Genomic DNA, 11,877 nt, shown 5'->3' on the forward strand with positions numbered 1-11,877 from the left:
CCCGCCGCCGGGTGCCGGTTGCCGGTCCTCCCCAGAGGCCCTTCGTCCACAGCCTGAGCCCGCTTCCGGCGGGGCGACGACACGGGTGCTGTGCTGTGCCGATGACGGATCCCACCCGCGCCGCGGCGCTGCTCGGCGCGATCGTGCGCGAGACCTGCGGCCTGCTCGTGCCGCTCGAGTGCCCCTGCGGCAGCGAGGGGCGCCTGCTGTGCGAGGACTGCGCCGCGCTGCTCGCCGCCGAGGCGCGCCGGGTGGAGGCGGTCTGCGACGCGCTGCAGATCGTGCAGGACGTCCGGGTCCGCGCGGGGGAGGGCGGCGCCCCCGCGGGCGTGGACCATCGCGCGCTGCTGCCGGTGATGGCGCTCGGCGAGTACGCGGGGCCTCTCCAGGACCTGGTGCTGGCGTGGAAGAACGGCGGCAGGGCCCACCTGGTCCCCCTCCTCGCACGGGGCCTCGCCCCGGCGGCCCGGGCGCTCGCCGAGGGGGCGGGGGAGCCCGGCCATGGTCCCGATGCCGTTCCCGATCCCCTTCCCGCACCGGTGCTCGTGCCGGTGCCCAGCAGGCTCGGCTCCCGCGTGCGGCGCGGGGAGGACCACACCGCCCAGCTGGCCGCGGCGATCTCGCGCCGCACGGGCCTGCCGTGGGAGGCGCTGCGCGGCAGGCTCGGCGAGGGGCAGGAGGGGCGCACGGCGCGTCAGCGCCGTCGGCGCCACCTCGCCGTGCGCGGCGGGGCGCTGTCGCGCACGCGGCGCGAGGGCGCACCGGTGATCCTCGTGGACGACGTGGTGACCACGGGCGCGACTCTGCGGGCGAGCGCCGAGGCGCTCGGGCGGCTGGGCATCGGGGTCGTCGGGGCGGTCGTGGTGGCCTCTGCGCGTCTGCCCGCCACTCGGACGTTCCCCTGACGTCACCCAGGATTCCGTGCCATGCTGTACGTCACGCTCGCAGCGGACGAGTGGATCCCTCGCACGAGGAGGTGGCAGTCGGACCAGCCAATGCGGCCGGGCTGATCATCGGCCGCGTTCGTTCGAATGAGGAGGACCTCATGGAGATCAACGTCGTCGGACGCCACATGGACGTCCCGGAGCGCTTCCACCGCCATCTGTCGGAGAAGCTCGAGAAGGTCACCCAGCTCGCACCCGCGGTCATGCGGGTGGACGTGGAGCTCTCCGAGGAGAGCAACCCGCGCCAGGCCGATCAGGCAGCCCGCGTGGAGATCACCGTGCATGACGACGGCGCCGTGATCCGCTCGGAAGCCCGGGCCGATGACCTCTACGGCGCGCTCGACGTCGCCTACGGCAAGCTGTTCGAGCGCCTGCGGCGCGCCCGCGACCGCCGCAAGGACCATCGCCGCGGCCGTTCCCGCGGGCACGGCGCCGAGAGCGTGCGGACCATGGGGCACACCGGGGAGATCCCGCTGCTCCCCGAGGACTCGGTGGCCGCGGCGTCGGCCGACGAGGCCCCCGCGGCCGCGGACGAGGACGAGACCAGCGAGGCGGCCGACGAGAGCCCCGTCGTGATCCGCGAGAAGAAGCACAAGGCCGCCCCCATGAGCATCGACGATGCCCTGAACCGCATGGAGCTCGTGGGCCACGACTTCTACCTCTTCATCGACGAGGCGACCGGGAACCCCAAGGTGGTCTACCGCCGCAAGGGATGGAGTTACGGCGTCATCGAGCTCGAGCGCGTGGAGGAGGTCGCCCTCGACATCGACCCCGAGGACGAGCTCGCCGCCCGCAGCGCCTGAGAGACCAGCGCCCTGCGCGCCGCGCAGTGCGCCACCGACCATCGACCCCCGCATGCTCCGCCCGTCGCGCTCCCCGCGGCGGGCGGAGCCGCGTGCAGCGCCGTTCTGTCCCACCCTGCTCCTAGGATCGGATCCATGCCCGAGCGACTGAGCTGGAGATCCGCCCGCCGCATCGCCCTGCGCGCGCAGGGCATCGGCGGCCGCCGCGCCGACGACCTGCCCGCGCGCGCCGCGAGCCGGCGCGGCCTCGAGCGGACCCTCGAACGCACCCACCTGCTGCAGATCGACTCGGTGAGCGTGTTCGCCCGGGCCCACCACATGCCCGTGTTCACCCGGCGCGGCTGCTGGGACGTGGACGTCCTGGACCGTGCGAGCCGGCCCGGCCGCGGGCGCCTCGTCCAGGAGGCCCTCGCGCACGAGGCCGCCTTCACGACCGCCGAGGTCCACTCCCTGCTGGGCTTCCGCCGCGAGCGCGCCGCGCGCAGGGACTGGGGCGCCGTGCGCCGCGCCGCCGGGTCGGACGCCGGGGCGATGCGCCGCGTGCTCGACGTCATCGCCGAGCACGGGCCGATCAGCGCCGCCGCCGTCGCCCGCCTCGTCGGCGACGACGAGAAGCCCGCCGAGGGCTGGGGATGGCGCCGTTCGGACACGCAGTGGCTCGTCGAGTACCTCTTCCGCGCCGGTCACGTGGACTGCGTCGGGCGCAGCGCCCAGTTCGAGCGGCTCTATGCGGCCGACGCGGGCGCGCCGCTGCCGGACCACGCCTCGTCCTCCGACCCGGAGAGCCGGGAGGATGTGACGGGCGCGGAGGGCGCGGGCAGCGACCCGGACCCGTCGGCGGCGCAGGGAGAGCTCACCCGCCGCGCCGCGAAGGCGCTCGGGATCGCCTCCCCGGCCGATATCGCCGACTACTTCCGGCTGCGCGCCGCCGAGGTCGCCCCGCACATCCGGGACATGGTCGCGACCGGGACCCTGCGGGAGGTCACCGTGCGCCGCGGATCCCAGGACCTCCAGCTGCTGCTGCACCACGAGGCTCCGCGGCCCGCCCCCGTCACCGCGGCCGCCCTCGTGAGCCCCTTCGACCCCGTCGCCTTCCACCGCCCCCGCCTGCGCGACCTCTTCGACGTCGAGTACCGGATCGGGATCTACACGCCGCGCGCCCAGCGCACCCACGGGTACTACGCCCTTCCTTTCCTGGTGAACGATCGGATCGTCGCCCGCGTGGACCTGCGCAGCGACCGCCGGCGCGGCGTCCTCGAGGTCTGCGAGGCGCACCTCGAGCCGCTGCCCACGATGAGCGCCCGCGAGAGCGTGCCGGGCGCCGACGAGGTCGCTCCCGCGCTCGCCGAGGAGCTGGGCCGCGCCGCGCGCTGGCAGGGCCTGACGAGCATCGAGGTGCTCGGCGTCGGCGACCTCGCCCCCGCGCTCGCGGAGATGCTGTCGTAGACGTCCTCGGATCCCCGCCCCGCCGTGTGCCCTGTGGCACGGCGCTCGCAGGAGAGGGCACGTAGGATGGGGCGGCGCCGCGCCCTCCGGGGCCGTCGGCGTCCGCGCACTGCCGACCCGCCCCGCGGGCCGGAACACCATCCGCCCTCCCGGGCGGACGAGACGAACCGGGCCGGTCACGGTCCACCCCGAGGAGCACGAGTGGTCAACCTCTTCGACACGATCCTGCGCGCCGGCGAAGGCCGCGAGCTGCGCAGGCTCACCACCATCTCCCGTCGCGTCGACGACGCGGCCGCGATCTACGAGGACTACAGCGACGAGGAGCTGCGCGAGGAGTCCGTGCGCTTCCGCGAGCGCCTCGAGGACGGCGAGACCCTCGACGACATCCAGGTCGAGGCCTTCGCCGCCGTGCGCGAGGCCGCGAGCCGCACCCTGGGCCAGCGCCCCTACGAGGTGCAGGTGATGGGCGGCGCGGCGCTGCACCGCGGTCGCATCGCCGAGATGAAGACCGGTGAGGGCAAGACCCTGGTCGCGACCCTCCCCGCCTACCTCAACGCCCTCGCGGGCAAGGGCGTGCACGTGGTCACGGTCAACGACTACCTCGCCTCCTACCAGAGCGACATCATGGGGCGCGTGTTCCGCGCCCTGGGGCTGAGCACGGGCTGCATCGTCTCCGGGCAGAAGCCCGAGGAGCGCCGCGAGCAGTACGCCGCGGACATCACCTACGGCACGAACAACGAATTCGGCTTCGACTACCTGCGCGACAACATGGCGCTGAGCGCCGACGAGCGCGTCCAGCGCGGCCACTTCTTCGCGATCGTCGACGAGGTCGACTCGATCCTCATCGACGAGGCCCGCACGCCGCTCATCATCTCGGGCCCCGCCTCCGGCGACGCCAACAAGTGGTACGCGGAGTTCGCGAAGGTCGTCCAGCTGCTGCGCCGCGACCGCGACTACGAGGTCGACGAGAAGAAGCGCACCGTGGGCGTGCTCGAGACCGGCATCGACAAGGTCGAGGACCACCTGGGGATCGACAACCTCTACGAGTCCCTGAACACCCCCCTGATCGGCTTCCTGAACAACGCCATCAAGGCCAAGGAGCTGTTCAAGAAGGACAAGGACTACGTGGTCCTCAACGGCGAGGTGCTCATCGTCGACGAGCACACCGGCCGCATCCTCGCCGGTCGCCGCTACAACGAGGGCATGCACCAGGCCATCGAGGCCAAGGAGGGCGTGGCGATCAAGGCCGAGAACCAGACGCTCGCCACGATCACCCTGCAGAACTACTTCAAGCTCTACGAGAAGCTGTCGGGCATGACCGGCACGGCCGAGACCGAGGCCGCCGAGTTCATGAACACCTACAAGCTGGGCGTGGTGCCGATCCCGACCCACAAGGACATGATCCGCAAGGATCAGGTCGACAAGGTGTTCCGCACCGAGAAGGCCAAGTTCGACGCGGTCGTCGAGGACATCGTCTCCCGCCACCACCAGGGTCAGCCCGTGCTCGTGGGCACCACGAGCGTCGAGAAGTCCGAGTACCTCGCGAAGCTGCTCAAGGCCCAGGGCGTGGACCACGAGGTCCTCAACGCGAAGAACCACGCGCAGGAGGCCGCGATCGTCGCCATGGCCGGCGCGAAGGGCGCCGTCACGGTCGCCACCAACATGGCCGGCCGCGGCACCGACATCATGCTCGGCGGCAACGTGGAGTTCATGGCCCACCGCGCGCTCAAGGAGCGCGGCCTGGACCCGGAGGAGGACTCCGAGGCGTACGAGGAGGCGTGGGACGACGCGATCGCGGAGGCCGAGTCCCAGGTCTCCGCGCAGCACGACGAGGTCGTCGAGGCCGGCGGCCTCTACGTGCTGGGCACCGAGCGCCACGAGTCCCGGCGCATCGACAACCAGCTGCGCGGCCGCTCCGGCCGCCAGGGCGATCCGGGCGAGTCCCGCTTCTACCTCTCGCTGCAGGACGACCTCATGCGCCTGTTCAACGCAGGCGCGGCCGAGACCCTGCTGGCCCGCGGCGGCGTCGACGAGTCGGTCCCGCTGACCGGCCGCATGGTCTCCTCCGCGATCCAGCGCGCCCAGCAGTCCATCGAGTCGCGCAACGCGGAGATCCGCAAGAACGTCCTGAAGTACGACGACGTCCTCACCAAGCAGCGCAAGAAGATCTACGAGGAGCGCACCCGCATCCTCGAGGGCGAGGACCTCGAGGAGCATGTCGGGCGCTACATCGACGAGGTCATCGGCGGTGCGGTCGACGCTGCCACGCGCGGCGTCACCCCCGAGGACGTCGACCTCGAGGAGCTCTGGGGCACCCTGCGTCCCACCTACCCCGTCTCGATCTCCGCGGAGGAGCTCGTCGAGGAGCACGGCGGCAAGGAGAACCTCGACGCCGCGACCCTGCGCGAGGAGATCCTCTCCGACGCGCACCTGGCCTACGAGAACCGTCAGGCCGAGCTCGGCGAGGACGCGATGGACCAGCTGCAGCGCCGCGTGCTGATGTCGGTCATGGACCGTCGCTGGCGCGAGCACCTCTACGAGATGGACTATCTCAAGGAGGGCATCGGCCTGCGCGCCATGGCCCAGCGCGACCCGCTCATCGAGTACGAGCGCGAGGGCCACCTGATGTTCAGCGACATGATCGCGGGCATCAAGGAGGACGCGGTCGGGTACATCTTCAACCTCGAGGTGCAGGTGCAGCCCGCCCCCGTCGTGCCGCAGTCCGTCTCCGACCTGGTGACCAAGGCCGCCGGCGCGGTCGGGGCCCTCGCCGGGACCCCCGCGTCGGAGGCGTCCGAGGACGCTTCGGGCGAAGAGGGGTCGGCCGAGGACGGAGCGGCCGACGACGAGCCGACGGACGACGCGGCGGACGCGGCCCCTTCCGTGACGCTGCGGGCGAAGGGCCTGGACGAGGGGCCGAGCGCGCGCGAGCTGCGCTACTCCTCGGCCGAGGGCTCCGGCGCCCAGGACATCTCCTCGCTCTCGAGGGCCGAGCGCCGACGTCGCGAGCGCCAGCAGCGCAAGCAGGACTCGAAGAGCCCGCAGGGCTCGTCGAGCGCACGCGGCTCCGATTCGCCCACGGCGTCCGGCGGGAACACCAGCGGTCCCTCGCGCGGGCGGCGCGCCAAGCGCTCCTGACGCCCCGGGGGAGGGTCAGCCGACCTCCAGGACGGTGACCCTCCACCCGGTGTGCCGCAGTTCCCAGCGCATGGCGAGGAATCGTGCGCGGTCGGCGTCGCGCACCACGGTGCTCGCCTCGACGACCCCGGACGTGACCACGCAGGTGCGGGTCCCGGAGATCGCCAGGCGCACGCGCGGAGTGCGGCCGGTGAGGCCGCGGATCCTGCGGGTGAGCGCCGCGCGCCGCGCCAGATAGGCCGAGACCTCCGGGGTGACCAGGCGGGAGAGCGTGCTCACCGGCCGGGAGTCGCGCACGATCTCGACCGCGCAGCGGGCCACGCTCTCCACGAGCCGGAGGCCGTCCTCGGGGTCGCGCGGATCCACGCCCGCGACGAGCTGCTGATCGGTGGGCACGAGGCCGTCCGTCGTGGTCATGAGTTCTCCTGGGAGGTGGGGAGGGCATCGGGGACGGTGAGCACCTGTCCGGGCTCGATGTGGTCGGGGTCGGGGCCGATGACGTCGGCGTTCTCGGAGAAGAGCTCGGGCCAGGCCGCTGAGATCTCCCGTGGGGAGTCCGGGCCGACGCCCATGAGGTCATCGCTGATCGACCAGAGCGAATCGCCGTCCTTCACGACCACCGTGAGGGTGTCCGGCCGCCCGTTGTCATCGGAGCTGCTGTCGTCGGCGCTGCTGTCATCGGCACCGGTGGCGCCGGACCCGGCGGGGGTGTTCTGGCCGTCCGCGGGGGCCTCCTGATCGCCCCAGCCGAGGCCCGGGAGCTCCTCGTCGCCGGCGTCCGGCTGATCCGTGGGCTCCTCGGGCGACGGTGCGTCGGGCTCGGCGGGCAGCTGGGCGGAGGGGGTGTGATCCGTGTGCGCGGGCGGTGGATCCTGCGAGCCGGGCAGGCGCATCAGCGGAGCCGCGGCGGGAGCCGAGGCAAGAGAGGCCGTCGACCCCGCCGCGCTCGTGACGCCGACCGGCGTGCCCTGGGCCTGCGCGGGCCCCGCCAGGAGGCCCGCGGCCGCCGTGGTCACGGCGAGTGTCGCCAGCGCGCGGGAGGCGAGGCGCGGCGCGAGCACGCGCAGCGCCCGCAGCAGCGCTCTCGAGCCCACGGCATCGGCCCCGCGCAGCATCACCACGGCGGCGAGGGCGTGCACGAGGGCGAGGTACGCGCACAGCAGGACGCCGAGGGCCGCGACCGCGAGCAGCACGAGCGCCGTGAGCGCGTCGGTGCCGTAGCTCGAGCGCGCCTCGACCTGCAGGGCGGCGGCCGCCCTCAGCAGGACAGTGCCGGCGGCGAGCGAGGCGATGGCGATCAGCGGCATGGCCAGCGCGGCGCGCCGACCGGTCGCCCTGGTCGTCACGTGCGTGCTCGGTCGGTCCGTCGTGCTCATCTCGTCCCCTCGTCATGCGCACCGGCAGACCGCCGATGTCGTGAGTACGCCTTCATCCGTGTTGTTTGATGCAGTTTGCTGTCGGATGAAGCGATGTGCGGGAATCTATCGCGATGTGATGTGAAGCGCAAACGTGCTCGTGGCAGCGCTTAGAGTGGGCGGATGAGCCTGGAGCGGATGTTCGAGGACCTCGAATCGCGCATGGACCACCTCGAGAGCGAGGAGCGGCGCGCGGTCACCGAGGACCTCACGCGCGCCGAGCGCGCGCAGGTGCTCGTCCTCGATCGCCTGCGCGGCGCGGTGGGGCATGACATCCGGGCGCACCTGCGCGACGGTGCGGTCGTCGGGGGAGAGATCGTCGAGGTCGGCGCCGACTGGGTGCGGCTGCGGTCCCGGGCCGACGCGCGCTCGACGTGGGCGGTGCTCGGCGCGATCGTGCTGCTCGAGGACCTGCCTGATCGTGTGCGCGAACCAGGCAGCACGCGACTTCGCCCTCCGGGGCTCGGCACGGCGCTGCGGGCGCTCGCACGGGACCGTGCGCTCGTGCACGTGCGCACGGCGGCGGGGGAGATGCAGGGCCGGATCTCGGGCGTGGGTCAGGACGCCCTGGATCTCCGTCTGCTGCCCTCGGGCGAGCAGCGCCCGGCCTCCGGGGCGCGCGGGGTGACGATCCTGCTCTCGGGGATCCTCTCGCTCACCGCGCAGCGGCCGGACTGATCAGGTCAGCGCTCGCTGCGGTGCGGGGCCGACGAGGTCTGCGGCGCCTCCGTGCGCTCCTGCTCGAGGAAGGTCTCCGTGGCGGCATAGGAGCGCTCGATGTACGCCTCGAGCTCCGAGAGCTCGACGCGCCACTGCCCGCGACCGCCCACCTTGATCGCGCGCAGCTCGCCGGAGCGCACCAGGGCATAGGCCTGGGACGCGGAGATCGAGAGCTGCTCGGCGACGTCGGAGAGCGGGATGAAACGCGTGGTCATGGGTCTCCTCGGAAGGGGAAGGGCCTCATTGTCGCACCCGTGCGCTCTCGGATCCTGAGCATTGTGGACGAGTGGTCGCGGACGCCGGACAGTGCTCCGCTCGCCGCCTCGTCGTCCACAGGATCGATCGGCGGGCGGCGCGCGGACGAGCAGTGCCGTAGCCTCTCGCTCGAGGGTCGGATCCCCCGAGTCCGCCGGCCCTGCCCGCTCCCCGGAGGTAGCTCTCGTGCCCCCTGCCCCTTCTCTCATGCGCCTGCGCCGACCTCGCTGGAAGGATCCGCGCCTCCTCATCGGCATCCTGCTGGTCGTCCTCAGCGTGCTGCTGGGCGCCCTGCTCGCCTCGCGCGCCTCGGCGACCACGACGGTGCTCGTCGCGCGCGACGAGGTGGTGGTCGGCGATGAGATCGGCCCCGACGCCTTCACCACGGCCGAGGTCCGCCTCGGCGACCAGTCCGCGCGCTACGCCTCCTCGCCCGGGGACATCCCCGAGGGGTCCACGGCCCTGCAGTCCGTGCACTCCGGGGAGCTTCTGCCCGTCTCCGCGATCGGCCAGGGAGGCGGGGGCGACCTGCGCCCCGTCGTCATCCCCGTCGACAGCGCGGTTGCGGACTCCGTGAGCCCGGGCCGTCCCGTCGAGCTCTGGCGCACAGCGGCCGACGAGCAGGACAGCGATGCCCTCGCGGAGAAGCTCGTGGACGGCGCCACCGTGCGCCGCGTCTTCGAGGGCAGCACCCTGGGCATGCGGTCCATGAGCGTCGAGGTGCTCGTCCCGGCCGACGATCTCCCCGAGGTGCTCGAGGCCCTGGGATCCGGCGACAGGATGGACGTCATCGGCGTGCCCGGCGACCAGCAGGCCGGCTCATGATCGACATCGTGCTCTGCGCCTCCGGGCGCGATGAGGTGAGGATCGTCCACGACGTGGCCCGGGGGTCCTCCGGGAGGGCGCGGATCGTGCGGCGCTGCGCCGATCTCGCCGAGACGGCGGCCGTCGTGGCCGCCGGCATCGGCGACGTCGTCGTCATCGATCTCGCCGTGCGCGGTCTGGACCGCGAGGCCGCCGCCGAGATGCTGCGGGGCGGGGCGGGCGTCGTCGGCCTGCGCAGCGAGGAGGGCGCGGCGGCCCGCACCTCGCTCGGCCTGCGGATCGTCGTGGACGCCTCGGCTGACGTCGAGGAGCTGCTCGAGGCATGCGAGCGCGCCCTGCGGCCCGAGTCGGAGGAGGAGTCCGCCGGCGACGCGTGGGTGCAGGACACCGCCGATGGTCTCGAGGATCTGCCGCCGCAGCGGGCCCCGCTGATCGTGACCTGGGGGCCGGGAGGTGCTCCGGGCCGCTCGACCGTCGCCGTGAACCTCGCGGCCGAGCTCGCCGACGCCGGCGAGCCGACCGTGCTCGTGGACGCCGACACCCACGGCCCCTCCCTCAGCCAGATGCTCGGCGTCCTCGACGAGTCCCCGGGTCTCGTGGCGGCCTGCCGCGCCGCCGCCCGGGGCACGCTCGACGACGAGACCCTCGATGCGCTCGTCCCCGCGGTGCGCGGGCGCCTCCACCTGCTCAGCGGCATCGGCGTGCCCGCCCGCTGGGCGGAGGTCCACCGCAGCTCCCTCGAGGACGTCTGGGAGGTCCTCGCGGACCGCGGCGGCGCCGTGGTCGTGGACGTCGGGGCCCCTCTCGAGGAGGACGAGGACCTCAGCTACGACACCGCTGCCCCGCAGCGCTGTGCGGCGTCGCTCAGCGCCGTGCGCCGCGCCGACGTGCTGCTCGCCGTGGTCTCCTCCGACCCGGTCTCGATCACGCGGCTGGTGAGGGAGCACGAGCGGCTAGACGAGATCGGCGTCGGGCCGCTGCACGTGGTGATCAATCGCGCGGGACCGCCCGCACGCGGGGAGAGGGTCGAGGAGCTGCTGCGCTCGCGCATGGACGTGGCCTCCGTGACGATCCTGCCGGAGGAGGCGACCACCTGCCGCCGCGCCGCCTGGGACGGCGCGGTGCTCGCGGAGGCGGCGCCGCGCAGTCCCCTGCGCAGGGGACTGCGCGACCTCGCCGCCCGGGTGCGCGCGGAGCATGCCGCCGACGAGCGCGAGGGGAGCGGAGCCGTCGCGGAGGCCGCCGACGCGGGCGGCGCGGACCCGGAGCGCGCGGGCGCCGGCGTGGCAGGATGAGAGCCATGAGGATCTTCGCGCCCGTCGGACCCGCCGATCATGACGCCCTGCGCTCCGGCGCCGCGCGGATCGCGCTCGAGACGGGGCGCCTCGTCTGGGGCGTCTCCGATGCCGCCCGCGCCGAGCGCGCGGACGAGGACGTCGAGGAGCTCGAGTACGACGCGCTCCAGGACGCCGTGTTCAGCGCGCTGGGACAGGTCGACCCGCGGATGCGGGCGCTGGTCCTCGCCGGCGACGTGCCGGACGCCTCCCTGGCCGACGCGAGCGAGGTCGGCGGAGCGTTCGGGCTGCGCCTCGCCCGCGAGGGCGCCCTCGTGATCGCGAGCGCCCACGCCACCGAGCTCGACGCCGCGGCGGCCGAGGTCGACGACACCGACCCCGCGCTGCTCTGGTTCGATGCGAGCGAGCTGCCCGCTGCGCTCGACTACGCGGAGGCGCCGCTGCGGTAGTCCTCGGCCGAGCGCTCCTCGGCCCGCAGCACCTTCGTCACGTACGGCAGCGCGGCCTTCTCGAGCCGGCCGCCCAGCAGCGGGACCTTCGCCGTGAAGTCCCCGTCGATGCTCACGGCGGAGTTCTCCCCGGCGGGCCGCAGCTCGAGATGCCCGCGCATCGAGGCGGGGGCGCCCTGCACGGTCAGCTCGATGGTGCCCTGGCGCGCGCCGCCCTCGGCAGGGGCCTGCCAGGACTGCACCTCGAGGATCTTCACGCTCCTGCCCACGAGCGAGCGGGCGATGTCCGGGATGCCCTCGGTGGCCAGTTCGAGATGCGTGGTGACGGTGAAGGCGCCGGCAGGATCCCCCTCCACCTCCGAGGTCGCGGACTCCGCGTGCAGGGTGCGGCCGCGGATCCGGGTGTAGGCGGGATCGGCGTACATCGCCGCGGCCGCCTCGGGCGGCATCGGCAGGTTCAGGTTCTCGCTCAGGCGCATGCTCCCACTATGCCAGCTGAGCCGGCCCGCTGACCGCCTCGTCTCCGCCTCGTCCACGTCTCTTCCCCGCCGGGGCGGCTCGTGCGGGAGTCCGGAGCTGGGCACCCG

The 11,877-nt window shown here is 73.4% G+C and carries 12 protein-coding genes; 8 read left to right on the forward strand and 4 right to left on the reverse strand.

What is annotated here, in order from left to right; genetic code table 11:
- Window positions 1-101: 101 nt before the first annotated feature.
- The 4 genes from Bra3105_RS17500 (at window position 102) to secA (ending at window position 6,331) form a co-directional block, all read left to right on the forward strand.
- Entirely contained in the window at window positions 102-905 is an 804-nt protein-coding gene (locus Bra3105_RS17500; RefSeq protein WP_228357942.1) for a ComF family protein, read from the forward strand.
- A 140-nt stretch (window positions 906-1,045) separates the two neighbouring features.
- Entirely contained in the window at window positions 1,046-1,747 is a 702-nt protein-coding gene (gene hpf, locus Bra3105_RS17505) for a ribosome hibernation-promoting factor, HPF/YfiA family (protein ID WP_200503091.1), read from the forward strand.
- A gap of 135 nt (window positions 1,748-1,882) precedes the next feature.
- Window positions 1,883-3,193 (forward strand): winged helix-turn-helix domain-containing protein, encoded by a 1,311-nt coding sequence (locus Bra3105_RS17510; protein ID WP_228357943.1) that lies wholly within the window; start codon window positions 1,883-1,885, stop codon window positions 3,191-3,193.
- A 201-nt stretch (window positions 3,194-3,394) separates the two neighbouring features.
- Window positions 3,395-6,331, forward strand: coding sequence for a preprotein translocase subunit SecA (secA, locus tag Bra3105_RS17515; protein WP_228357944.1), 2,937 nt, complete (start codon window positions 3,395-3,397; stop codon window positions 6,329-6,331).
- A gap of 15 nt (window positions 6,332-6,346) precedes the next feature.
- On the opposite strand, the gene Bra3105_RS17520 is transcribed toward secA, so the two are convergent.
- Together Bra3105_RS17520 and Bra3105_RS17525 are read right to left on the reverse strand one after the other, a co-directional pair.
- The gene (locus Bra3105_RS17520; RefSeq protein WP_228357945.1) at window positions 6,347-6,748 is read right to left on the reverse strand and encodes an Rv3235 family protein; all 402 of its coding nucleotides are present in this window, start codon (window positions 6,746-6,748) and stop codon (window positions 6,347-6,349) included.
- Window positions 6,745-7,707: a LysM peptidoglycan-binding domain-containing protein gene (locus tag Bra3105_RS17525; RefSeq protein WP_228357946.1), complete on the reverse strand. Its 963-nt coding sequence runs from the start codon at window positions 7,705-7,707 to the stop codon at window positions 6,745-6,747. Before Bra3105_RS17525 ends, Bra3105_RS17520 begins: the two co-directional genes overlap by 4 nt.
- Before the next feature lie 162 nt (window positions 7,708-7,869).
- On the opposite strand from Bra3105_RS17525, the gene Bra3105_RS17530 reads away from it, so the two are divergent.
- Window positions 7,870-8,424, forward strand: coding sequence for a hypothetical protein (locus Bra3105_RS17530; RefSeq protein ID WP_228357947.1), 555 nt, complete (start codon window positions 7,870-7,872; stop codon window positions 8,422-8,424).
- A gap of 5 nt (window positions 8,425-8,429) precedes the next feature.
- On the opposite strand, the gene Bra3105_RS17535 is transcribed toward Bra3105_RS17530, so the two are convergent.
- Window positions 8,430-8,681, reverse strand: coding sequence for a helix-turn-helix transcriptional regulator (locus Bra3105_RS17535; protein WP_228357948.1), 252 nt, complete (start codon window positions 8,679-8,681; stop codon window positions 8,430-8,432).
- Between the two features lie 226 nt (window positions 8,682-8,907).
- Between Bra3105_RS17535 and Bra3105_RS17540 the strand changes: the two genes are divergently transcribed.
- The 3 genes from Bra3105_RS17540 to Bra3105_RS17550 are packed head-to-tail and all read left to right on the forward strand — an operon-like array spanning window position 8,908 to window position 11,290.
- Window positions 8,908-9,546, forward strand: a complete 639-nt coding sequence (locus tag Bra3105_RS17540) for an SAF domain-containing protein (RefSeq protein ID WP_228357949.1) — start codon at window positions 8,908-8,910, stop codon at window positions 9,544-9,546.
- Window positions 9,543-10,841 carry a CpaE/TadZ family protein gene (locus tag Bra3105_RS17545; RefSeq protein WP_228357950.1) on the forward strand — a complete coding sequence of 433 codons (1,299 nt, stop codon included), beginning with the start codon at window positions 9,543-9,545 and terminating at the stop codon, window positions 10,839-10,841. Before Bra3105_RS17540 ends, Bra3105_RS17545 begins: the two co-directional genes overlap by 4 nt.
- Window positions 10,842-10,846: 5 nt before the next feature.
- Window positions 10,847-11,290, forward strand: coding sequence for a DUF6912 family protein (locus Bra3105_RS17550; RefSeq protein ID WP_228357951.1), 444 nt, complete (start codon window positions 10,847-10,849; stop codon window positions 11,288-11,290).
- Here the strand turns inward: Bra3105_RS17550 and Bra3105_RS17555 are convergent.
- On the reverse strand, window positions 11,266-11,769 hold the full coding sequence (locus tag Bra3105_RS17555) for a DUF2505 domain-containing protein (RefSeq protein ID WP_228357952.1): 504 nt from the start codon (window positions 11,767-11,769) through the stop codon (window positions 11,266-11,268). The genes Bra3105_RS17550 and Bra3105_RS17555 overlap by 25 nt on opposite strands.
- Window positions 11,770-11,877: the final 108 nt, after the last annotated feature.

Origin of the sequence: Brachybacterium halotolerans subsp. kimchii, assembly GCF_020792675.1 — a bacterium.
GTDB classification, from domain to species: Bacteria; Actinomycetota; Actinomycetes; order Actinomycetales; family Dermabacteraceae; genus Brachybacterium; species Brachybacterium halotolerans.